This is a genomic window from Bacillus sp. D48C (genome assembly GCF_053345735.1).
The window spans coordinates 766,865-790,524 of the sequence record NZ_JBKFAQ010000001.1 but is presented as its reverse complement, the minus strand read 5'-3'; the positions used below and the strand labels follow the sequence as shown (position 1 = coordinate 790,524).

Annotated in this window: 26 protein-coding genes; 7 read left to right on the top strand and 19 right to left on the bottom strand. The window is 35.0% G+C overall.

What is annotated here, in order from left to right; translation table 11 throughout:
- The 4 genes from ACLBXA_RS04305 to ACLBXA_RS04290 all read right to left on the bottom strand — a co-directional run bounded on the left by ACLBXA_RS04305 (window position 1) and on the right by ACLBXA_RS04290 (window position 3,741).
- Window positions 1-333: a DUF3909 family protein gene (locus ACLBXA_RS04305; RefSeq protein ID WP_000365611.1), complete on the bottom strand. Its 333-nt coding sequence runs from the start codon at window positions 331-333 to the stop codon at window positions 1-3.
- A 5-nt stretch (window positions 334-338) separates the two neighbouring features.
- Window positions 339-1,217, bottom strand: coding sequence for an NAD(P)-dependent oxidoreductase (locus tag ACLBXA_RS04300; protein ID WP_447617109.1), 879 nt, complete (start codon window positions 1,215-1,217; stop codon window positions 339-341).
- 4 nt (window positions 1,218-1,221) lie between these two features.
- Complete coding sequence (locus ACLBXA_RS04295; RefSeq protein WP_000592890.1) at window positions 1,222-2,358, bottom strand: serine hydrolase domain-containing protein; 1,137 nt, start codon at window positions 2,356-2,358, stop codon at window positions 1,222-1,224.
- Window positions 2,359-2,448: 90 nt separating this feature from the next.
- Window positions 2,449-3,741, bottom strand: coding sequence for a GGDEF domain-containing protein (locus tag ACLBXA_RS04290; RefSeq protein WP_001023182.1), 1,293 nt, complete (start codon window positions 3,739-3,741; stop codon window positions 2,449-2,451).
- A 327-nt stretch (window positions 3,742-4,068) separates the two neighbouring features.
- On the opposite strand from ACLBXA_RS04290, the gene ACLBXA_RS04285 reads away from it, so the two are divergent.
- The 3 genes from ACLBXA_RS04285 (at window position 4,069) to ACLBXA_RS04275 (ending at window position 5,703) form a co-directional block, all read left to right on the top strand.
- Window positions 4,069-4,686: a nitroreductase family protein gene (locus ACLBXA_RS04285; RefSeq protein ID WP_000180387.1), complete on the top strand. Its 618-nt coding sequence runs from the start codon at window positions 4,069-4,071 to the stop codon at window positions 4,684-4,686.
- A gap of 233 nt (window positions 4,687-4,919) precedes the next feature.
- Window positions 4,920-5,138: a hypothetical protein gene (locus ACLBXA_RS04280; protein ID WP_000100494.1), complete on the top strand. Its 219-nt coding sequence runs from the start codon at window positions 4,920-4,922 to the stop codon at window positions 5,136-5,138.
- 196 nt (window positions 5,139-5,334) lie between these two features.
- Window positions 5,335-5,703, top strand: coding sequence for a DUF3915 domain-containing protein (locus ACLBXA_RS04275; RefSeq protein ID WP_000468031.1), 369 nt, complete (start codon window positions 5,335-5,337; stop codon window positions 5,701-5,703).
- 97 nt (window positions 5,704-5,800) lie between these two features.
- Here ACLBXA_RS04275 and ptsP read toward each other — a convergent pair whose 3' ends face one another.
- The 4 genes from ptsP to glcT all read right to left on the bottom strand — a co-directional run bounded on the left by ptsP (window position 5,801) and on the right by glcT (window position 11,164).
- Window positions 5,801-7,513: a phosphoenolpyruvate--protein phosphotransferase gene (gene ptsP / locus ACLBXA_RS04270; protein ID WP_000174215.1), complete on the bottom strand. Its 1,713-nt coding sequence runs from the start codon at window positions 7,511-7,513 to the stop codon at window positions 5,801-5,803.
- Window positions 7,513-7,776, bottom strand: coding sequence for a phosphocarrier protein HPr (ptsH, locus tag ACLBXA_RS04265; RefSeq protein ID WP_000411080.1), 264 nt, complete (start codon window positions 7,774-7,776; stop codon window positions 7,513-7,515). Before ptsH ends, ptsP begins: the two co-directional genes overlap by 1 nt.
- 136 nt (window positions 7,777-7,912) lie before the next feature.
- On the bottom strand, window positions 7,913-9,976 hold the full coding sequence (gene ptsG / locus ACLBXA_RS04260) for a PTS glucose transporter subunit IIABC (RefSeq protein ID WP_000473176.1): 2,064 nt from the start codon (window positions 9,974-9,976) through the stop codon (window positions 7,913-7,915).
- A gap of 339 nt (window positions 9,977-10,315) precedes the next feature.
- Complete coding sequence (gene glcT / locus ACLBXA_RS04255; protein ID WP_001067323.1) at window positions 10,316-11,164, bottom strand: glucose PTS transporter transcription antiterminator GlcT; 849 nt, start codon at window positions 11,162-11,164, stop codon at window positions 10,316-10,318.
- A 165-nt stretch (window positions 11,165-11,329) separates the two neighbouring features.
- Between glcT and ACLBXA_RS04250 the strand changes: the two genes are divergently transcribed.
- Window positions 11,330-12,136, top strand: coding sequence for a Cof-type HAD-IIB family hydrolase (locus ACLBXA_RS04250; protein WP_000594250.1), 807 nt, complete (start codon window positions 11,330-11,332; stop codon window positions 12,134-12,136).
- 73 nt (window positions 12,137-12,209) lie between these two features.
- Here the strand turns inward: ACLBXA_RS04250 and ACLBXA_RS04245 are convergent, their stop codons facing one another.
- From ACLBXA_RS04245 to scpA, 6 genes are all read right to left on the bottom strand, one after another.
- Complete coding sequence (locus ACLBXA_RS04245) at window positions 12,210-12,941, bottom strand: GntR family transcriptional regulator (protein ID WP_014894892.1); 732 nt, start codon at window positions 12,939-12,941, stop codon at window positions 12,210-12,212.
- Window positions 12,871-13,659, bottom strand: coding sequence for a glucosamine-6-phosphate deaminase (gene nagB / locus ACLBXA_RS04240; RefSeq protein WP_001024215.1), 789 nt, complete (start codon window positions 13,657-13,659; stop codon window positions 12,871-12,873). The genes ACLBXA_RS04245 and nagB overlap by 71 nt, the downstream gene beginning before the upstream one ends.
- 4 nt (window positions 13,660-13,663) lie before the next feature.
- Complete coding sequence (gene nagA / locus ACLBXA_RS04235; protein WP_002082222.1) at window positions 13,664-14,806, bottom strand: N-acetylglucosamine-6-phosphate deacetylase; 1,143 nt, start codon at window positions 14,804-14,806, stop codon at window positions 13,664-13,666.
- 211 nt (window positions 14,807-15,017) lie between these two features.
- Window positions 15,018-15,920: a ComEC/Rec2 family competence protein gene (locus tag ACLBXA_RS04230; RefSeq protein WP_001214828.1), complete on the bottom strand. Its 903-nt coding sequence runs from the start codon at window positions 15,918-15,920 to the stop codon at window positions 15,018-15,020.
- A gap of 78 nt (window positions 15,921-15,998) precedes the next feature.
- On the bottom strand, window positions 15,999-16,571 hold the full coding sequence (gene scpB, locus ACLBXA_RS04225) for a segregation/condensation protein ScpB (protein ID WP_000375173.1): 573 nt from the start codon (window positions 16,569-16,571) through the stop codon (window positions 15,999-16,001).
- A 158-nt stretch (window positions 16,572-16,729) separates the two neighbouring features.
- The gene (scpA, locus tag ACLBXA_RS04220) at window positions 16,730-17,473 is read right to left on the bottom strand and encodes a segregation/condensation protein A (RefSeq protein ID WP_001199753.1); all 744 of its coding nucleotides are present in this window, start codon (window positions 17,471-17,473) and stop codon (window positions 16,730-16,732) included.
- 169 nt (window positions 17,474-17,642) lie between these two features.
- On the opposite strand from scpA, the gene ACLBXA_RS04215 reads away from it, so the two are divergent.
- Window positions 17,643-17,738: a YjcZ family sporulation protein gene (locus ACLBXA_RS04215; RefSeq protein ID WP_000510194.1), complete on the top strand. Its 96-nt coding sequence runs from the start codon at window positions 17,643-17,645 to the stop codon at window positions 17,736-17,738.
- Between the two features lie 99 nt (window positions 17,739-17,837).
- Window positions 17,838-18,356: a DUF309 domain-containing protein gene (locus ACLBXA_RS04210; protein ID WP_000283612.1), complete on the top strand. Its 519-nt coding sequence runs from the start codon at window positions 17,838-17,840 to the stop codon at window positions 18,354-18,356.
- 20 nt (window positions 18,357-18,376) lie between these two features.
- Here the strand turns inward: ACLBXA_RS04210 and ribT are convergent, their stop codons facing one another.
- The gene (ribT, locus tag ACLBXA_RS04205; RefSeq protein WP_000908401.1) at window positions 18,377-18,745 is read right to left on the bottom strand and encodes a GNAT family N-acetyltransferase RibT; all 369 of its coding nucleotides are present in this window, start codon (window positions 18,743-18,745) and stop codon (window positions 18,377-18,379) included.
- Between the two features lie 462 nt (window positions 18,746-19,207).
- On the bottom strand, window positions 19,208-19,645 hold the full coding sequence (locus tag ACLBXA_RS04200) for a peptidylprolyl isomerase (protein WP_000853784.1): 438 nt from the start codon (window positions 19,643-19,645) through the stop codon (window positions 19,208-19,210).
- A gap of 187 nt (window positions 19,646-19,832) precedes the next feature.
- Between ACLBXA_RS04200 and ACLBXA_RS04195 the strand changes: the two genes are divergently transcribed.
- Complete coding sequence (locus ACLBXA_RS04195) at window positions 19,833-20,699, top strand: DUF1002 domain-containing protein (protein WP_001259343.1); 867 nt, start codon at window positions 19,833-19,835, stop codon at window positions 20,697-20,699.
- Window positions 20,700-20,730: 31 nt separating this feature from the next.
- Here ACLBXA_RS04195 and ACLBXA_RS04190 read toward each other — a convergent pair whose 3' ends face one another.
- The 3 genes from ACLBXA_RS04190 to ACLBXA_RS04180 form a co-directional block, all read right to left on the bottom strand.
- On the bottom strand, window positions 20,731-21,534 hold the full coding sequence (locus ACLBXA_RS04190) for a Cof-type HAD-IIB family hydrolase (RefSeq protein ID WP_002082221.1): 804 nt from the start codon (window positions 21,532-21,534) through the stop codon (window positions 20,731-20,733).
- A 97-nt stretch (window positions 21,535-21,631) separates the two neighbouring features.
- A complete protein-coding gene (gene spoVAF, locus ACLBXA_RS04185; RefSeq protein WP_000165593.1) occupies window positions 21,632-23,104 on the bottom strand; it encodes a spore germination protein SpoVAF in 1,473 nt (490 codons plus the stop codon).
- Window positions 23,091-23,660, bottom strand: a complete 570-nt coding sequence (locus ACLBXA_RS04180; protein WP_001254416.1) for a stage V sporulation protein AE — start codon at window positions 23,658-23,660, stop codon at window positions 23,091-23,093. The genes spoVAF and ACLBXA_RS04180 overlap by 14 nt, the downstream gene beginning before the upstream one ends.

The following is a 23,660-nucleotide window of genomic DNA, read 5'->3' as shown; positions in this document are numbered from 1 at the left end:
TTATTTATTTTCTTCTAGAAATTGAAACAATTCTTGTAGATGTAAGGCATCTTCACCATAGCTAACAGATACATGAAATATACCGTCAATCTCAGCTTGCATATAAAGATCCACTCCATCACGATCATATTTCAATGCCAAATAAAACTCCATTTCTTCTAACATCTTTTTTGAGGTTCGAATTACATAATGCCCCTTCTCATCTCTTCCATATTCAAATTCTGGTTCAAAATCATACTTTTGTTTAAAAGCTTCTTTTTGTTTTTCATTAATTTTTATACAAGTAGCTCGCTGTACAGTATCAATCATCTCATCAAACTTTTGAAGGTCCACCTCGTTTACCCCCTTATATATTTTTTATATAATACTTGTGTTCCACTATTTTCTTCTCCATCCTTAATTAACTCTTCATACAATTCTTTCGCCATACTTAAGCCCGGGACTGATAATTGTAATTTTTCTGCTTCCTCTAAAGCAATTTTAATATCTTTCATAAAATGCTTTACATAAAATCCCGGCTCAAAGTCTCCTTTTAACATTCGAGGAGCTAAATTACTTAATGACCAGCTACCTGCTGCCCCTGTTGAAATGCTCTCTAACACTTTATCTGGATTCAGTCCAGCCTTCTTCGCGTAAGCAACAGCCTCACATACTCCAATCATATTGGAAGCAATCGCAATTTGATTGCACATTTTTGTATGTTGTCCACTCCCAGCTGGTCCTTGTAATTGAATGTTTGTTCCTAACTTTTCAAGTAAAGGTAAGCATCTATCATATATTTCTTTCTCTCCACCTACCATAATTGCGAGTTTTGCTTCTTTCGCACCAACATCTCCTCCTGAGACAGGTGCATCTAACGTATATATTTTTTTGCTTTTTGCAACTTCATTAATGCGTTTTGCTAAAGTAGGTGTAGATGTCGTAAAGTCAATTGCTATCGTACCTTCTTTTGCATGTTCTATAATTCCTTCTATACCAAAATACACTTCTTCTACATCATGTGGATATCCAACCATTGTCATTACAATATCAACTTGCTTCACTAACTCTTTTGGCGTATCACACCAATGTGCACCATCTTGCACTAAAGAATCTGTTTTTGCTTTCGTTCTATTATATACATATACTTTATGACCATCTTGCATTAAGTGATAAACCATACTTTTTCCCATTACGCCAATACCAATGAAACCTATTGATAAAGTTTTATGTTCCATTTTCTCATCCCCTTTGTTCTAATAAATCATTTACCATCTTTCGGAACTCTTTATTAAAGTCATCATCCATACTATTTTTCACATTTGAAAATAACATAACAAAAGTTCCTTTTTCTTTATTAAAATTATTAAAAGTGTTCCAACCAGATAATACACCATGATTATGAAAATAATCTGCATATATATAAAAACTAAATGCATATTTCCGTTCTGCTGAAGGTGAAAACATTGCTTGTATACTTTGTTCAGAAAGAAGTTTTCCATTTATAATTGCTTCGTCTAACTTCTTCATATCTCCAACTGTCGTATACATCTCACCACAACCATATAGCCAATCCATGCCTAACTTCTGCGCTGGTACAAGCTCTTGATCTTTTTTCACATAACCCTTTGTAAAATTTTTATCGCCAGGTACCATATTTCCCATACCGGATTCATGCATATCTGCTTTTACAAATATGTTTTCTTTTATGTAATCTCCTAAAGGTTTTTTCGATATATGTTCTATTATATAAGCAAGCACCATATAATTATAATCTGTATATCTCCAACCTGTTCCTGCAGGAAATTCTAAATTTTGACGTCCGATCCAATTAATTAACTGTAAACGGGAAGCAGCATTAACATTGCCTTTTGCGTGTTCAGGTAAACCAGAGGTATGTGTTAATAAATGATATAGCGTAATATTTTTATTCTCCGGAAATGAAGGAATATATTTATTTACATTATCTTGAATATTCAATTTCCCTTGTTCTTGCAGCTGTAAAATAGATGTGGCAACAACTGTTTTCGTAATAGAACCGATACGATATTTTGTTTGAGGCGTATTTTCAATTTTATTTTGAACATCAGCATAGCCATATCCTTTATTCAATATAACATGCTCTTTATCTGTTACCAAAACTGTTCCATTAAATTGCTTTCCGACTAAATATTGATCTAATTTTTGAGATATGCTAGCATAATCAATTTGTTGCTCTTCTTTTTCTTCTATATTCCCTTGCACTTCTGGTTCAATAGTAGGATTCACCTTAGTTGTTAATACTGTGTTTTCCTTTATATTGGGGCTAACAAGAAAATAGTATACTCCGCCGCCAACTATAGCAGACAGTGAAGCCATTATCATTACTTTTTTTATCATGTCGATCCTCCATAATTCCTTCGCTAAAAATTGTCCCCCTATTCTATTATCAAACAATAAAAAAAAATCGCAACAATTTGTTGCGAAAAATTACATTTTTTCTTTTCTGTACACACATACTTGATTCTTTCCATTTTTTTTCGCTTCATATAAAGCAATGTCCGCTCGTTGCATTAATTCTTCTCTTGTAGTTCCTTGTTCATATAACGCAACTCCAAAGCTAGCTGTTAGCTTCGAAATTCCAGTGAATTGCTTTGTTTCAATGAAGAATCGTAATGACTCCGCAACTTGAAATGCTTCCTTTTCTACTGTATTTGTCACTAATATAATGAATTCTTCTCCTCCCCATCTTGCAAATACGTGTTGCTGCTCCACTTTAGATTTCATAAGCTCTGCAAGTTGTATTAATGCCAAATCACCAAAATCATGACCATATGTGTCATTAACTGTTTTAAAATTATCTATATCAAATAAAATGATTGCTATTTTCTCATCACTACGTATTACCTTTTCCCACTCTACCTCTAGTATTTGTTGAAACTTTAAACGATTATAAATCTCTGTCAATGAATCTACCATAGCAAGTCTTTCTTGTTCTTGATAGATTTCATCTAATTCTGTAATTTCCGTGCATTTTACAATAAATCTTGATAAATCTTCTGGCAATGGTGTCGCACGTAATAGAAAAGTAGATACTTCCCCTTCATAATTTGACATCTTAATTCTTCTACCACTTGATAAAGTATCGTCTAGCCATGTTATATCATGCGTCGTCGAGTAGTATCCATTTTCTCTAATAAAATGTTCAGCAAATACTAAATGTTGCTCACGATAGGCAAACAAATTTTCATATCCGAAAAAAGTTAAAAAATTTGTATTACAATCAACAATTTCATCATCTTCTACTATAAATAATAAATCATTTTGAAAATCAAACATCGTTTGAAGCAGTTCCTGTTGCAAACTAACTTGCCTTACTAAAGAAAGTTGATACAAACTCTTATTCACTTCTTCTAATACTGCTTGTGGAGTTACAGGGGCTATTACAATATTACGTATTCCTAATGCAAGTACATCTGTAAATTCTTTTGTTATTTGTTGATCCCAAATGACAATGAATGTACTTTGCGGGGTATACATATTCTTTATATATTTGATTTGAGAATAATCTGTTACATACATAATTATAATGTGCGGTTTCGTTCTTTGAAATAATAGTTCGCCCTCTTCAAAATTATTTGCTATAAACATACATTTTGGATGGATATTTTCTATCGTTTGTTGATGCTTACATCCATTTTCTATATAAAGGACATTTAACTGCAAATCTTGTAACACATTTTGGAAAACCGTATTCTCTAATAAAAAATGTAGTATGTTCATCACTAGTCTTCACTCACTTCATATATCTTGTTCTACTGAATTCCTCACAAACATTTTTAAAAGACTGTTCTCTAATAAACTTTAATTTGCGAGAGATACATATTAACAAGCTAATTGAGAATGTTATCTTCCCTTTTCACTCTATAAATTCCTTTTTTAGTGTATGATTATAGGAATTATATCGTTTGTATGAATGCCCTAGCTTATTTCTTAAAACTTGACAATTAAAATAAAGATATTATATTCTTAAATTCGACAACTTACAAAATGTAAGTAATATACATTGCGTTTTCTTGATAATTTTATATACAATTTGGAGGATATATAATGACAAACGACAACTTTTTTAACGTTTTATATGAACGCACATCTACACGTGCATTCAACCCAAATAAAGAAATCTCATCTACAGAATTGCATGAGATTTTAAAAGCCGCAGCACAAGCACCTTCCGCTTGGAACTTACAACACTGGAAATTCCTTGTTTTTCAAGGTGAAGATGTACAAAAACGATTACACCCAATAGCTTATAACCAACAACAAATTCTTGATGCTTCTGCAGTAGTCGCTATTTTAGGTGATTTAGAAGCTTATAAGAATGTTGAGCCAGTATATGGTCCAATTGTAGAACAAGGATTTATGAAAGAAGAAGCAAAAGAACGCTTAGCTAAAAATATTGAATCTGCATATGCTCGTGAACAATTCCCGAGAGATGCTGCCTTTTCAAATGCATCTTTAGCAGCAATGCAACTTATGCTTGCAGCTAAAGCAACTGGTTGGGATACTTGTGCTATTGGTGGCTTCAATCCACAAGCACTGACAGACGAATTTAACGTTTCATCTCGTTACGTTCCAATTATGCTTATTACAATTGGTGAATCAACTTTAAAAGGTCACCCTGCACCACGTATGAGCGTAGAGCAAGTGAGTGAGTGGGCAAAATAATAAAAAACGAAGGTAACTACATTACCTTCGTTTTTTATTTCCTGTCATACTTTTGTAATATTACTACAAATCATTCGACATTTATACTTATAGAAAAGTATATTCTATTCCTTTATCATAAATAAACGTGACGTTTTGTGTCGAATTTTGTTAAGGTATTGAAATATACCCGTGTGTTTTTATTACAATTGTGATACAATGATAACAAATAGATAACAAGAGAGGGATTTTCATTGAGTTCATACGGAAGCTTGATCGCACTTTTATGTTACATAGTAACTGTACTGCTTCTATATTTTATTGGTGATGCCGCAAACATCTCCATTTTACAATTCCCAAAAGAAGAAGCATTTCAATTAGAATCAGAAAAACATACTGCACGATCCATCGTACCACTACTCCTAGCTCTTCCTGTATATATCGTCGTTTTATATAAAAGTAAAAAAGTGTAAAGGCTACCCATTTCGTTTATTTTGGTGGTTTTTACATTTTTTTGTTATATTACCCCTATTTTAAACATCATTCCATACTAAACACCCAGCTAGTCATTTAAAATGAGAAAATCCCCTAGAAAAAATTCCACTCTCTGTCCAGTCACTAACTACCGAACTTACATAGATTATAAGTGTGAAGGGGGTGATGAGGATTATGTTTGGATCATTTGGATGCTGTGATAACTTTAGAGACTGTCATCATCGTGAAAGAGAGTGCGACCATCGTGACCATCGCGAGAAAGAGAGAGAGGTAAAACCACAACAACCAGCTGTATGTAACGTACTTGCTAGCATTTCAGTTGGAACAGAGCTTTCTCTTTTAAGCATTAAAGGTATCGGATCTTTCAACGATGTAATTTTTGAAGGTTTCGCTAACGGTGTTGCTCTTTTCTCCGCTTTAGCTCGTAACAATAATGATAAAGATAATAAAGACGACAACAAAGATGATAAGAACCGTCAACGTAATACTTTTAATGGTATTTTACGTGTATGCCCAACTGATATCGTTGCTATCGCTATCTAGTTCTGTGTCTTATCCTCTATAGTAAGAAAACAAGATTTACTTTTCTCATAGAAAAAACCTGAGACCGATTTCAAATCGACTCAGGTTTTTTTATTAATTATATGCTTTTAACTAGTTCAACAACTTCTTCAGCAGTTGACATCAATAATGCTTTTTCTGCTAATGTTTCCATTTCTGCTTTTGACAACTTGCTTAGTTGTGTTCTTGCAGGAAGAATAGATGTTGCACTCATACTGAACTCATCTAAACCTAATCCTAATAATAATGGGATAGCAAGTGAATCTCCCGCCATCTCACCACACATGCCAGCCCATTTGCCTTCTTTATGAGCAGCATCGATAACCATTTTTACAAGACGTAAAATAGATGGGTTATATGGTTGGTATAAGTATGATACTTGTTCGTTCATACGGTCTGCAGCCATTGTGTATTGGATTAAATCATTCGTTCCGATAGAGAAGAAATCAACTTCTTTCGCGAATTGATCTGCTAATACTGCTGAAGCTGGGATTTCAACCATCATACCAACTTCAATAGAATCAGAAACAGTTGTACCCGCTTCTACAAGTTTCGCTTTCTCTTCTAATAAAATCGCTTTCGCTTGACGGAACTCATCAAGAGTTGCAATCATTGGGAACATAATTTTTAAGTTTCCGTATACGCTAGCACGAAGTAATGCACGAAGTTGTGTACGGAACACATCTTGCTCATCAAGACATAAGCGAATTGCACGGTATCCTAAGAATGGGTTCATTTCTTTTGGTAAATGTAAGTATGGAAGCTCTTTATCTCCACCGATGTCAAGTGTACGAACAACGACTGGTTGACCTTCTTTTACACCTTCAAGAACTGCTTTATACGCTTCGAACTGCTCTTCTTCTGTTGGAAGATTGTCACGGCCCATGTATAAGAATTCTGTACGGTATAAACCAACGCCTTCTCCACCATTATCGATAATACCTTGTACATCATTTGGTGTTCCGATATTTGCAACAAGCTCAACGTGATGTCCATCACTTGTTACAGTAGCTTGGTCTTTTAATTTTGCCCATTCAGTTTTTTGCTCTTCAAATTTCGCTTTCTTTTCTTCAAACGAACGAAGAGTTTCTTCTGATGGGTTTACAATTACTTCTCCATCTAAACCGTCAATGATAACGATATCGCCGTTTTGGATTTTCTCCATAACAACTTTTGTACCAACAACAGCTGGAATTTCCATAGAACGAGCCATAATTGCAGAGTGAGATGTACGTCCACCGATATCAGTAGTGAAACCTTTTGCATACTTACGGTTTAACTGAGCTGTATCAGATGGTGTTAAATCTTCAGCAATGATGATTACCTCTTCAGAAATTGTACCAGGATTTGAGAAGTTAATTCCTAGTAAATGTGCAAGAACGCGTTTTGTTACGTCACGAATGTCTGCAGCACGTTCTTTCATATATTCGTTATCCATGTTTTCAAACATAGAAATAAACATTGATGCAACTTCATCCATTGCAAATTCAGCATTTACTTTTTCGCTATTCACTTTATCTTTTACTGGGTTTACTAGTTCTGGATCATTTAACACTAATAAATGTGCTTCAAAGATCGCAGCTTTGTCAGCACCTAGCTCAGCAAATGCGTGGTCTTTAATAGCTTCTAATTCAGTTTTTGCTTTCTCAAGCGCAGCGTCTAAGCGTGCAATTTCTGCAGCTTCGTTTGTAATTGATTTCTTTTCGATGTTAAATTCAGGATTTTCAAGTCTGAAAGCCTTTGCAATAGCAATCCCACTTGATGCAGCGATCCCTTGAATGTTAAGAGTCATTATTCTCCTAATCCTTCGTTTTTCATAGTTTCTTCGATAGCTGCTAGTGCTTGAGCTGCATCATCACCATTTGCAGTGATTTTAATTTCTGCGTTTTGTTGAATACCTAAAGACATTACGCCCATGATTGATTTTAAGTTAACGTTCTTTCCGTTATACTCTAAGTTAATGTCAGAACCGAATTTGCTTGCAGTGTTTACAAGTAGAGTTGCTGGACGAGCATGAATTCCTGAGTCGCTAGTTACTTTAAAGATTTTTTCCATGATAATTTATCTCCTTTAAATTACAGTATTTTTTTAGTTGTATAGACGTGAGTACTACATCATCTATTGTATATAATAGGCGATGTTCGGTCAACCACATCGCCTATTATAATTATAAACATTTTGCGTCAAATTCCTACTGAATGTCAATAATAGCGGTTTCGCCCTTCTTAACATTTCCATCTTTTTTCAATTCGACTTGTTGCCCTTGTTGTAAGTTTGTAAAGACAATTGGTGTAATGATAGATGGTGCATTTTCTTTTACAAATGCAAGATCTACTTTTAATAATGGTTGGCCTTGTTTCACCTTGTCGCCTTGTGCTACAAGCGCTTCAAAACCTTCACCATTTAATTTTACAGTATCAATACCGAAGTGGATCAAAATTTCTTTTCCGCCTTCAGATTGAATACCAATCGCATGTTTTGTAGGGAATACATTAACGATCTCACCGTTAACTGGAGAAACTACTGTTCCTTCAGTTGGCTCAATTGCAAATCCATCTCCCATCATTTTTCCTGAGAATACTTGGTCAGGTACTTCTGTAATTGGTAATATTTTCCCTTCAATTGGTGATACAATTGTTTCATTTTCATCAACTTTTTGAGGAGTTTCTTCCACTTTTACAGGTTCTTCTTTTTCAACATGAGGTGTACGACCTGACATAATATCATGAATTTGTGATTTTAACGTGTCAGATTTCGGTCCGAAAATAGCTTGAATGTTATTTCCAACTTCAAGTACACCAGCTGCTCCAAGTTCTTTTAAGCGGTCTTTGTTTACATTCTTTTGTTCGTTAACTTGAACACGTAAACGAGTAATACAAGCATCTAAAGAAGCAATGTTTTCTTTACCACCAAGTGCTACTAATACTTCACGAGGAAGTTCGCCTGCTTCTGCTTTTCCTGCACCGTCATTCGCATTTGCCTCTTCACGACCAGGTGTTTTTAGATTCCATTTACGGATTGCAAAGCGGAATCCGAAGTAGTAAATAACTGCTAGTACAAGACCAACAATAATTACCCACCACCATGCTGTACGGCCTGGTAATACACCGAATAATAGGAAGTCAATTAAACCACCAGAGAATGTCATACCAATTTTAACACCTAAAATTTGCATTGTCATAAATGATAGACCAGCAAATACAGCATGAATTCCGAATAATACTGGCGCTACGAATAAGAATGAAAATTCAAGTGGCTCTGTAATACCTGTTAAGAAAGATGTTAATGCTGCAGAACCTAAAATACCTGCTGCTAATTTTTTATTTTCTGGACGTGCTTCATGATACATTGCTAAAGCTGCTGCTGGAAGACCGAACATCATGAACGGATACTTACCAGTTGTAAATGTACCTGCCGTTAATTCTACACCGTCTTTTAACTGTGCCATAAAGATTTTTTGGTCACCACGGATTAATTCGCCAGCTGCATTTGTATACTGACCGAATTCGAACCAGAACGGTGAATAAAAAATGTGGTGTAGTCCAAATGGAATTAATGAACGTTCAATTAAACCGAATATAAATGCTGCGATTGTTCTATTCGCATCAATCATTTGATGTGAGAACGTGTTTAAGCCACCTTGAATGTATGGCCAAACGAAGCACATGATAATACCTACTATTAAAGAGAATGTTGCAGTTGCGATCGGTACGAAACGCTTACCTGCAAAGAAACCTAAGTATGATGGTAATTCAATGTTGAAGTATTTATTATAGCAATATGCCGCTACTATACCGACGATAATACCACCAAATACCCCTGTTTGTAGCGTCGGAATACCTAATACGTTTGCATACGCTGGATCTGCAAATCCAATTTTTACTGGGTCTGCTCCAGAACTTGTTACTTTCACTAGCTTATCTACTTCTAAGAACACACTCATCGTTTTGTTCATAATTAAGTAGCCGACGAATGCTGCTAAACCAGCTACTCCGTCTCCACCAGCTAAACCAATTGCTACCCCAACTGCGAATAATAATGCAAGGTTAGCGAAAATAATATCACCAGATTGTTCCATAATTTTTGCAACCATTACGAACCAATCTGCTTTTAAAGCAGGAATAACATTTGTTAACTGTGGATTTTGAAATGCATTACCAAATCCAAGTAAAATACCTGCCGCCGGTAAAATCGCTACTGGAAGCATTAACGCTTTTCCGACTTTTTGAAGAACACCAAAGATCTTCTTAAACATGGAAACCCTTCCTCTCTTATCTATATTGATACCTTCCGACAAACGCCAAAAAGACATGAGGAAAAAAAGATAGAACGATAGCTATACAAAGGGTAGTATATCCCTTTCTCTAGCTTACATTCCTTACTTTTCTCCACTCATGCCTGATCGAATCAGTAACACGTGTCAAAAATAGGTTTACGTATAAGTTCACTATAATTAAGGCAAACGTTTTCGTTACTCTCCTTAATCTGTTTGTCGAAATTTGTATAACTTTGCAATAGTTATTATACATAACTATTGTAAGCGATTCAATCATTTTTTTTAACGTTTTCATTTTAGACAAAAATATATGACTTTTTACACATGCTCTGCCTTTACTAAGCGTTGCAAGTGCATCGTTAAATAAATACTTTCAGCTTCATATACAGGTAGTTGCAACTCTTTTTGCATGACCTTAACTAGCTTCCAAGCCACGTTATAGCAAACTGGATACTCCGCCTTTAATAAATCAGCAAAACTTTGCGATTCCTCTACTTTTTCTCCTTTTTTCACCCTCTCAATAGCATATTGAAGATGACGAATAAGGCGTAAATAATGAATGCTCTCTTGATCTAATGTAATTTGTAAGTTTGTCTCAATTAAAGATACAAGTTGTGCAATGAGACGGGAGTTTTGATTAACTGAAGATAAATCAGAATTTGTAAGCGAACTGTAAATGTGAAGTGCAATAAAACCAATTTCTCCTTCTGGCAATGTAATTTGCAAACGAGAATTTAAAAGTTCTACAACACCTTCAGCAATTTCATATTCCTCTGGATAGAGCATTTTTGTTTCAACTAAAAAAGGATTATCAATTGTAAGTCCTTGTTTTAACCTTTTAATTGCAAATGAAATATGATCTGTTAACGCAATATGAATATGTTCATTTAGTGGAGATTTTGCTTTTTCTTGAATGTACAGCATAATATCGTTCATCAATTCAATTAATTTTTCACTAACATGCGGCACTAATAATTTATATTGTTCACGATCACGTTCATTTTTTAAGACAAACATTTTTTCGATTTGTTCTTGCTCCAATACATCTTTCGCTTTTTTCCCAAATCCAATTCCTTTACCAATCACTACTACTTCCTCGTGTTCAGGATGGCTAGCAATGATGACATTATTATTTAAAACTTTTTTAATTTCTAGATAATTATTCATATAACACCACCCTCGTACTTAAATAGCCTACTTTTATGTTACAGAATATTCTTCTTTGTCGTCAATGTAAAACATCTGCCATTTAATAAAAATTCATTTTTTAGACATGTTTATATATGATGCGTATAATGTAAGAGCAACTGTACATAGAAAGGAGATAACAACATGATTAAAATGTTTGTAAGTGATATCGATGGTACAATGATGCAACACGGAGGTCTTATTGATGAGCAAGATGTTGCGGCACTACGCAGCCTCGCCGAGCAAAATGTTATTCTTTGCTTCGCTTCCGGAAGACTTGATAATGAAATTGCAGACTTAATGAAAGCTGTAAATACAAATTTTCATCGCATTAGTGTAAATGGTGTTTTTGTATATACACATGAAAATAAACAGCTATTATCTGCAACTTTTGATTCCAGCATACTTCCCGATTTGTTAGCTATGACGAATGAAAATCCTTATTTCCGTTATGTAAGTGATGAGCATAATTATTACATTGAAGAGAAAACACCTTTTATTCAAGAACTTGAACAACAAGTAACTATGACTTCTGTTGAAGAACCAAACTTACTACAGAAGATTGATGATACAATTTTCCCAAATAAAATTTCTGTCGGTGGAACAAAGGAGAGCTTGCAACTCCTTCAGAAAAAAATTGATGAAAAATTCCACGGGAAAGTTAGTACTTTCATCTCAGCAGAACAATGTTTAGATGTAATGCCACCGAATGTTAGTAAAGGCTCTGCCATTTCTGTTTTATTAAATGAGTTTCAAATAAAACCTGAGGAAATTGCTTGTATAGGGGATTCTTACAATGATATTCCTATGTTTTCTTTAACTCCTCACAGTTTTGCTATGTCGCAAGCAGATGATGCAGTAAAAAAACACGCTCACTATGTAGTAAATCACGTCAAAGATGCTGTTAACCACGTAATTGCTCATAATAAAAATACGACTCATTCCTTATAAGGATGAGTCGTATTTTTATTTCTTTACATGTTATCCATTTTCATTTCCACTGTACTTCACAAACTGAAATATACTATTTGTTACGTGCAATATTCGTAATAAATTTATAACGATCTCCACGATAAATACATTTCACGTACTCTAGCGGTATCTCACCTTCTGAATATGACCATTGACGCATTACAAGTACAGGCGCCTTTTTAGGAATATGCAGATGTTCAGCTTCATTTTCCGTTGCAACAGAAGCTTCAATTGACTGAGTAGCGCTAACAAGTTTAAAGCCCAGTTTTTTCTCTAAATGTTCATATAAAGATTGTTGCAATATCTCTTCGTTAATATCTTTTACAAGAGCTGGCGACAAATATGTCGTCTCAAAAGCAATCGGTTCATCATCAGCTAAGCGAATACGCCTCACTTCATAAACCGATTCCCCCTCCTGTATTCTCAACCGGTCTGCTATTTTAGCAGTAGCTGGAACTAGGCGGAAACTAAGTAATTGACTACTTGGGTTCATCCCACGAGAAATCATGTCTTCTGTGAATCCCGTCATTCCTTGCAATTTTTGTTCCACTTTCGGAAGTTGGACAAATGTTCCAATTCCACGCTTCCGATATAAATAGCCTTGTTCCACTAAATTATTAATCGCCTGTCTGATTGTCATACGACTCACTTCGAACTTATCACAAAGTTCATTCTCAGATGGGATTTTATCTCCCGGCTTCCATTCGCCGTCCTCAATTAGCTGTTTCACCCACTCTTGAATCTGATAATAGATCGGAAATGGTGAATACTTGTCGATGTTCATCAGCAATCGCCTCACTGCATAAAGATAGAGCTTCTTGATCTGCGATTACGGTTACATTCGGATGACGTTGTAAAACTGTAGCCGGACACTCTTCACTATATTCACCTTGCAATAATTCTTTAACAGCTTCTGCCTTTTTAGCACCCATAGCTACAAGTAGAACTTGTTTCGCTTTCATAATGCTTCCAATTCCCATTGTAATCGCATGAGTTGGCACATCTTCTTCTTTTTCGAAGAAGCGAAGGTTTGCTTGGCGTGTAGATTCTGTTAATTCAACAATGTTCGTTGGAGAATTAAACGGTGTTCCTGGCTCGTTAAATCCGATGTGACCGTTTTCACCGATTCCAAGAATCTGTAGGTCAACTGGGTTAGCAGCTAGAATGCCCTCGTAACGTTTGCATTCTTCCTCTAAATCACTTGCCATCCCGTTTGGTACATAAGTTTGTTTAAATGGAAGATGATCAAACAACTGTTCTTGCATGAAATAGTGATAGCTGTTTTTATCTTCATGTGGTAAATTTACGTACTCATCTAAGTTTACAGTGGTTACACGGCTTGTATCAAGTTTATTTTTTCGCATTTCTGCATAAATACCTAATGGAGAGCTTCCTGTAGCCATTCCTAATGTTGGATTTTCTTTTGTTTTTACAACTTCTTCAATTAATTTATAACCTACTTCTGCTAGTTCTTCTGGAGTTTTTACAACAAGAATATTCATTTAATTACTTCCCTTCCTTCATATGAATTCCTAAACGAACCGTATCATATACATGTAAATCTTCATTCATCACAACAAAGTCTGCATCTTTTCCTACCGCTAATGCACCTTTATTATTTAATCCAAACTCTTCTGCTTGGTTAACTGATGTCATCAGTACTGCATCTTCGATTGAACAACCTGTAAATTCAATTACATTTCGGAAAGCTTGATCCATTTTTAGAATACTACCAGCTAACGTTCCATCTTCTAATCGAGCACTACCATCTTTTACATGTACCGGCTGTCCGCCAAGCTCATATAATCCATCTTCAAGACCTTTTGCGCGCATTGCGTCAGTAATAACACTTACTTTTTTCGGTCCTTTTAACTTATATGCTAATTTCACCATATCAGGGTGAATATGAATACCATCTGTAATTACTTCAACCATTACATCTGGATTTAATAACACATGACCAACAACTCCTGGCTCACGGTGATGTAATCCACGCATTTGATTGTATAAATGTGTCGCATGTGTAATCTTTCTATTTTTTAGTTGCGCATCGATTGCATCTGTATGCCCCATTGTGCCAACTACACCAGTTTCAGTAAGATATTGTTCAAACTCTAATGCTCCCTCTTCTTCTGGTGCATATGTTACTAATTTAATTAAATTCCCACTTGCTTCTTGCCATTGTTTAAATTGCTCAATATTTGCAGGAACGATATGTTCAAGTGGTTGTGCACCTGCACGTTTCTTTGAAACATAAGGTCCTTCTAAGTGAATATATTCGAAATGTGCTCCTTTTTCTTTTGCTTCTTTCGCAGCAGTTAGCGCTGCTTCAATTGCCTCTGGAGCTTGTGTCATTGTTGTTGGGAAGTAAGTTGTAACCCCTTCTTTTAACATTTCTTTACCTAGAGTTACTAACCCATCGCTATTTGCATCCATCGCATCAATATCGTATCCACCATGAATATGAACATCGATCATACCTGGAATTACAATCTTCCCTGTAGCATCAAAAACAGTTTCATTTTCTTGTGGTACATATTGAGCCATCAAACCAATTTCTTTAATGGTTTCTGCGTAACGAATAAATCCGTTTTCCACTATTTCTTGACCTGTGTAAATTTTGGCATTGATGACAATTTGCGTTTTCATTTTCATCGATCCTTTCCCATGAAATACCTACTTGTTATTATTACCTTATTCGCCTAGTTCCATCTTAATATATGCACGAGTAGTTGTCTATACATTCTAATGAAATTTCCTTTTTATTCAACAAAAAAGGAAATTTCTTACGTCCATTATAATTATAATATATAGTATTCATTTTTCCAAAAAGGGACAGTATCCACCCCTAATATAGAAGTCACTTCAACAATGGCATTAACCCACTAGACTCTAACATAACATGTTCACCATCTGTTTCTATTTCTACTGTACGTTTATTCGTTCTATATACCATTATACCGTGCCTTTTTAAGCGTTTTACTACACTTTGGTGAGGATGTCCATACGGATTACTACTCCCATAAGACAGAATAGCAAACTGCGGTTCCACTTTTTTTATAAACGTTTCACTTGTTGAAGTATACGAGCCGTGATGCCCCACTTTTAAAACATCTGCATGTACATCAAATTGTTTTAATATTTCATGTTCTGTCCGTACATCCGCGTCACCCATTAATAAAAAATCCGCTTTTCCATATCGTACCTTCAAAACAATTGAGGATTCATTATTTTCATCTTTTGATTTCCCATTGTTTAATACTTGTATAGAAACATGTGGATCCAGCGGTATATATTGCCCTTCCTTTACTGAAACGAAAGGTATCCCTCTTTTTTTAATATTATTCCGATATGTATGATAAGTAAGAGAACTATATGTTTTTCCGCTATCTAATATAAGCGATACCGGCATTTGCTCTACAATTGGAATTAGCCCCCCTATATGATCCATATCGGGATGCGTACTGACAATTACATCTAAATGATTAATCCCTTTCTCAATTAATTTCTGAATAATAACCTCTCCTGCTTCATAAGGTCCTCCATCAATTAACATTGTTTGTCCGTTTGGCATTATGATAAGTGTTGCATCACCTTGCCCCACTTTTAAAAAGCTCACTTTCATTTTACTAAGATGTTGCCGATGCATATGTAAAGGAGACGTAGTATGAATGGACATCATATACCTTTTAGCTGATGCGCTATTTAAAGAAAAACATAATAAAACAGAAACTAATAATAGAATAATCCGCATACCTCTCATAACTCGTCTCCTTTTTTCATTTAGTATGGCACTGTAAATAATTGATATACAAAAAAAGCTTAGCAAAATGCTAAGCTTTTATTTCGATATCTCTTGTAAGGAACCGAAGAATAAATCTGCTTCATTCATTTGTTCATTCTCTTCAGAAAGCGGGGGTAAATCATCTAATGTTTTCAATCCAAATGTGTCCAAAAATTCTTTTGTTGTTCCGTATAAAATAGGACGCCCTGGTCCTTCCGCCCTTCCCATTTCTTTTATAAGTAAATGGGAAACCAACGTTTGTAACGCCTTATCGGTTTTAACTCCTCTAATCTCTTCCATTTCAGTCCTTGTGATTGGTTGACGATATGCAACAATCGCTAACGTTTCAAGGGCAGCTTGTGAGAGCGAAGCAGCTGTTGGTGTATCTATTAGTTTTTGATAATATGAAGCATGTTCTTTCTTTGTAGCAAAACGATATACTTTTGCATACTGTACAATTTGCAAACCACGGTTTGCACCTTCACATTCTTGTTGCATTTCTTCTAAAATATTCATTACTTCATTCATTTCAATTTCAAGAACTTTCGCTATTTGTTCTGGATAAATCCCTTCATCACCAGAAACAAATAAAAGGCCTTCAATAATTGACTTTTGTTCTTTCCTATCCATTTCACGAGCTCCTTCCTTCTATTTTCCCATAAAAATACACATCAAAAAACCGAATCACAATCAATGCGTTCGGTTCAATATTTTTTCTCTTGTTCCAAACGATACATTAAAACATAGCATGAGATAAAGTGTTTTTATCCCAATTTTACATACTTGCCCTATGCAGATTTATTAGAGCTTGATACGAAAATTTCATCAAAATTATGTTCTTGCTCAATTATGATTTGTTGATTTTTCATAAGTTCCAGAACTGCTAAAAATGTTACGACCATTATTTCACGTTCATCATCAACAAATAAATCATAAAAACTTTGGCGACCACCCTTTATTTTTAACTGCTTTAAAATATCAGTCATTCGCTGTTCAATTGGTATTTCTTGACGAGTAATACGTGTTGTTACAGGTTTTTTTGCCTTTTTACGGCGCATTAATTTTTGAAATGCCGCTAGCATATCATATAACGTAACATCAAGAGGCAAGCTTGTCTCCTCTTCTTGTTGCAACGATGTAAAGTCAATTGGTGGACGTGTATATAGCTGTGCTCTTTCTTGTTCTCTTTCTTTTAACTCAGTAGCAACTTGCTTATATTTCTTATATTCAATTAACCTCTCCATCAATTCTTGACGAGGATCATCTATAAAATCATCACCGTTATCAAGTACATCTTCTTCATGTTTCGGCAACAACATTTTACTTTTAATTTGTAATAACGTTGCGGCCATTACTAAATACTCACTTGCAACATCTAATTGAAGTTCTTTCATCGTATGCACATAAGATAAATATTGCTCTGTAATATCTGCTACAGGAATATTATATATATCAATTTCATAACGATGTATTAAATGTAACAATAGATCTAAAGGCCCTTCAAAAGCCTCTACTTTAAAATTATATTGCACAAAGCATCCCACCACATTTTTTCTATAACAACATAAGTATAGAGCATACTCATGTTCTATCCAACCTTTTTAAGAAATTTAATTAAAAATAGACCGATGCCTATGTCATCATGCCCACCACTTCATATGATAACAGTGTAGTAAGAACAATGTAGGAGGTCAAAAAACTATGGGTCACGTTGATTGTGGTTTTAGCGGTGGGTTCGCATTACTTGTTGTACTGTTTATTTTACTAATTATTGTAGGAGCAGCTTGCTTCTGCTAATATGAACAATAACGGCTAGGGGGAAATCTCCTAGTCGTTTATTGTTCATATTTCTATGATACACTTATATGTATAACCGTTAGATAGGGGCGAGAAAACATGTATCCTACCGAATACATACAATTTTTAATTCATTTCCAAGGAGATTACGACTATTTTGAATGCCACGAAATACTAGAAGAGTACTGGAAGACAAAACCACGAGGAAATCGTGATCATTACTTAGTTGGTCTCATTCAAATTGCAGTTTCTTTATACCACCAAAGACGTGATAACTGGAATGGTTCTACAAAAATGATGAAAAGCGCAATCACAATTTTAGAAAAAAGCGGTGTGTCTTTACAACGTTTAGGAATTAATCAAGTACAACTTCTTTCCTTGCTCAATGAAAGATTGCAATCTATCCATAAAAAAGAACGTTTTGTACCTTTATTTTTACCCTTATCAGATCCATCGTTAGAGAAGCAGTGCACAGAGTTATGTCAAAAACAAAACCTCCCTTGGAAAGATTTGAATGCTATCCCAAGTGAATATATTATAAACAAGCATACTATGCGTGATCGCACAGAAGTCATTACTGAACGAAATGAACAATTACAAAAAAGAAAGCAGAGATAATAAACTACTTATCCCTGCTTTCACGAATGTATATTTTGTTCTAGCCCTTTACATTTTTCGCAAAAACTTGCTGTTTGCTCATTTCCGCAAATTGTAAACTCAAGAAATTTACTCTTTAACTCTTGAACCATCTTTGTCCCAATCCCTACATGACGGTGAGATGGGTTGACACTCAAATGCTGAATTTCTAATACTTGATTCTCTTTTTTTACAATCCCCATTATTCCAACAAAATCTTCATTCTCTTTCCACAAATACAATTGCCAATCATCTTTTGCTTCATATTCTTTCATTGTCAATTGTAATGTTTTCACATCTTTTTCAGTTGGCATAAACGAAAGAAGCCCCATTGCAATTTTTTCATAACTTTTTTTAAAACGAATTAACATAACCCTTATCCCTTCTTACAAAAGTTACAAACTAGTAATCCCCTCAATCACTCTTTTCATATCATATTCATTTTACAATATTTTCAACAGAGTGAGAAGAGCCTAAAACAACTTGATAATCATACAAAGCGAAAAGAAGAAAGTCAAATCTATGTTTCAGCACTATTCCTTTAATAAATAGAGTTAAAAAAAGAAAATTTTATATGGAATGGAAAGAAACATATCATTCAATATCACTTCATTAATAGTTACCCTAAAGCAGCACACTTCTAGCAAAATTAATATAACAAAAAATATTTATTGAAACATATAATGTAATGTATTCTATGTAATTTGTTAAAGGTTTGTTCTCACAAGCAATATATTTTAGCAACAATACTACTTGTATGATGAGCTGCAGAAGAAGTACCCCGTCCCATTTAAAAGTAAAAAAAGAGAGCAAAAGCTCTCTTTTCCCTTACCTTATTCTTCCCAAACTTTAACTTCTTTCATTACATCGCCTTGACGCATTTTTAATACTGTTTCAATACCGCTTGTTGCTTTACCAAATACAGTATGAACGCCATCTAAATGTGGCTGTGGCTCATGAACAACAAAGAATTGGCTACCGCCTGTGTTACGGCCAGCATGAGCCATAGAAAGTGATCCGACAAGGTGTCTATGAGGGTTTCCATCAGTTTCACATGGAATAGAGTAACCTGGGCCACCTGCACCTGTACCTGTTGGGTCTCCACCTTGGCTTACGAAGCCAGGAATAACACGGTGGAATGTAACACCATCATAAAATCCTTGCTCTGCTAATTTTTTAAAGTTTTCTACTGTTTTCGGTGCTTCTTCTGGGAAAAATTCCAAGTCGATTTTTTCACCGTTTTCCATTAATATGTATCCTAAAGTTTTCATATGTATATGTCTCCTTTCAACTATCTCAGCACTATATTACCACATTCATGACTAGAAACAAAAAGAATCCGACAATCTAGATACTTCTTTTTTGAAATGTGGAAAAAGCTAGGTGACAAATAAGAAATATATACTATAATAACTTTGTTGCCCGAAAATTTTAGAAAGAGAAAGGGAGCGATTTTTCGTGAGAACGAAATTATTAGCTCTGCTATTAGCTGTAACGGTATTTATGATGCCAACAGCTTCATTTGCAGACATCATCGAGGGAGAATCAATTGTTACACTAGGAGAGAACTTATCCGAACAACAAAAACAAGATCTGTTAAAAGAAATGAAAGCACCGAAAGATGCTACAATTATTACTGTATCTAATGCGGAAGAACATAAATTTCTAGAAGGCATTGTTCCAAAAGCACAAATTGGTACGAGAGCAATTTCTTCTTCTATGATTACATACACTAAACCAGGATCTGGTCTTATTGTACGATCAAAGAACATTAACTGGGTAACAGATGCAATGTACACTAACGCTTTGATTACAGCAGGTGTAAAAGATGCAGAAATTCAAATTAACGCACCTTTTAAAGTTTCAGGAACTGCAGCTTTAACTGGATTAATGAAAGCATATGAAACTGCGTCCAATAAACAAATTCCTGAAGAAGTTAAAAAAGTAGCGAATGAAGAAATGGTACAAACAGCCCAGCTTGGTGATAAAATTGGTGAAGAAAAAGCAGTTCAACTTGTTGCAAAAATTAAAGAAGAAATTGCAAAAGAACAGCCAAAAACAACAGAAGATTTACGTTCATTAATTAAAAAAATTGCTGATCAATTAGGCATTACATTAACAGATGAACAGTTAGATAACTTAGTATCGTTATTTGATAAAATGAAAAATCTTAATATCGATTGGAATCAAGTTGGTAGTCAATTAAACAAAGCAAAAGAACACGTTTCTGCCTTTTTAGGATCTGAAGAAGGACAAAGTTTTCTAGATAAAGTGAAAGATTTCTTCTCAAGTATCATTGATTTTGTTAAATCTTTATTCAAGTAAAAAAGAAGCCCGCCAGTGACGGGCTTCTTTTTTATACAAGTAACGGTAATTTCATAACAGCCTCTTCAACCGAACGCACTATATGATTTGCTTTCTCCTTTACATATGGATGGGCATGATGAAGAGTAAATGAATGCGGGGTTACTTCAAACATAGAAATATCATTGAAAGAATCTCCAATACAAGCAACTTCATTTGCTTCAATTTGCAAATGGTCCATTAGTCGCTTTAGAGCACTACCCTTACTCACGCCTCTTGGCATAATATCAACATAGCGTTTACCTGATATAAAAACTTCCGCTTCGCCTTGAAACGTATCTCGTAGCTCTTGATCTAACGTCACAATTTTCTCTTCTTCTCCAAAAACAAACAATTTTGCAGGGTGCACAGTCTTACCAAACTCTTCTTCTAACGCTTCAATTTCAGCGATATGCACACCCATATACGCTTCAAAATTATGGTGTTGTTCATTTTTCCTTTTTGTATATCGCTGCTCATTTGCACAAACAATATCCGCTAGTCCTTTTTTATGTATATATCGATATATTTCCTGGGCAACCGTATTTTCAAAACTCGATTCATGGAATAAATCCCCATCCGGAAGTAACATTGTCGCTCCATTTAAGCCTGTTGTGTAATATGGGAATGAAAACCTTTTTACAACTTCATCAATTCTATGTGTAAAGCGGCCAGAGGCAAAACAAATATTTGTCCCTTTCTCAGCTAACCAACACAGCGCACGTTCATCTTCTTTTTGCATATGATTCACATCGTAAACGAGCGTGTCATCTAAATCACTTACAAATAATTTAATCATGTCCTCTTCCCCTTCCATACACAATATCTACTCTAAGTGTACACAAAAAATGTGTGATTTTTGTTAAAAAACAATAAATTTTTGCTAAAAAAAATAAACGGGTGTATAATCCCGTTTATTTTTGTCTTTTTACATTTTGAGGTCTTACAATACTTGGTCGTACTTTTAAACTAGACATTGTTGGACGGAGTAAAATTTTTGTTAACGCGCCCCAATCAAATGGTAAAAACGGCCATAAATAAGGTGTTTGTAAACTTTTTATAGACGTTAAAAATAAAATTAATATCGTCATACCAATTACAAATCCCATCTCATGGAAGAGACCTGTTAAAATAATAACAAACAATTTCCCAACCTTATTCCCTAATCCTAATTCATAACTCGGTGTTGCATATGCACCAATCATCGAAACCGCTACATACAAAATTACTTCTGGCACAAACAAACCTACATCAATTGCAATTTGACCAATTAATATAGCGGAAATCAACCCTGCTGCAGACGATAACGGCGTTGGAGTATGAATGGCTGCCATCCTTAAAAACTCAAGTCCGACCTCTGCCATTAACACCTGTAATAAAATTGGTAAATGCGTCATCTTAGTCGGTCCAATAAAAGCAAGATTTGCTGGCAAAAGAGTTGGATCAAATACAAACACTAGCCAAAATGGTAATAAAAATAACGAGAATATAACACCTAAAAAGCGCACCCAGCGTAAAAATGTACCGACAGCTGGATTTTGTCTAAATTCTTCCGCATGCTGTAAATGATGAAAATATGTTGTCGGTGTAATCATAGCACTTGGTGATGTGTCAACGAGCACTAACACATGCCCTTCTAGTAGATGATTTGCTGCTACATCTGGCCTTTCTGTATATCGAATAAGTGGGAATGGGTTATAGCTTTGCTTTACAACAAATTCTTCTACTGTTTTATCCGCCATCGTAATTCCATCTACATCGATGTTATTTAATTCTTGTTTTATAATCTTTACTAAGTCTGGATTTGCAACATCTTGAACGTATGTAATACAAATATCCGTTTGTGATCTATCTCCTACTCGAATAATTTCATTTCGAAGACGTGGATCTCGAATTCTTCTACGAATTAATGCTGTATTTACAACGATATTTTCAACAAACCCATCCCTCGCACCGCGTACTACCTTTTCGGTATCTGGTTCTGTCGGTGTTCGCCCTGGATAACTACGAACATCGATCGCGAACGCTTCCGTTTCACCTTCCACAAATATCACAATGAGTCCTGATAATACTTGGAGCATTACCTCATCCATCGTTTTCACTTTGCTTACTTGTTGATGGATTAAGCGATTCTCTAAAAGCTTCACTGTATCTTCTTCTACATCCCTTATCTCATTTGTATCCACCGCTTCTTCTAAAATAGGGATAATATAATTTGTATCACAAAGTCCGTTTACAAATAACACACCAATTTCTTTATTCAAAATTTGAAATTTACGAATGCCAACATCGTATGTAACGCCTAGTCCAACTGTCTGCTTTAAATAATTTTCATTGTCACTTATGAAAGTTGATATAGGGATATCCACCTTTTTAGGCTTCGTCATAAAAACCACTCCTTTCCAAAATTAATTGAATCGCTTTTCTAGTAATAGGTGACCCTCTCTCCCATTCATCATTCCCGCACATTTTACCAATATCACCAACTCCAACAATGACAGGAACATTTAAATCGTCTAAGCAATATATTGTATCTCCACTAATCCTGCCAATTTCACCATCTGGAAGTCCAAATTTATCAACACCGTATTCGGTTAAATTCCCATTCCGATCTACACTTACATCTACACGTGCCCATTCCCAATGATGCGTATTAGACGCTACTGCTAAAATTCCGAGCACATCAATTTGTTTATGGGTAGCCACATATTTTAAAGCCTTCTCACCAGATCCTTCTCCAATAAATCCACTGTCATCAAACATGACAAATACAGGGTCATATGGCGTTTGCATAATAAGCTCAACAACTTTTTTCCCTGTCAATTTGGTTGGATTACTTTGTGATGCTGAAATACACCTTCCCCCAAATTCCTTTGTTAAAAGCTCAATTGTCCGCTTTGCATATTCATCTCCATCTGTGACCAAAACAACCCTTCGTCTCAT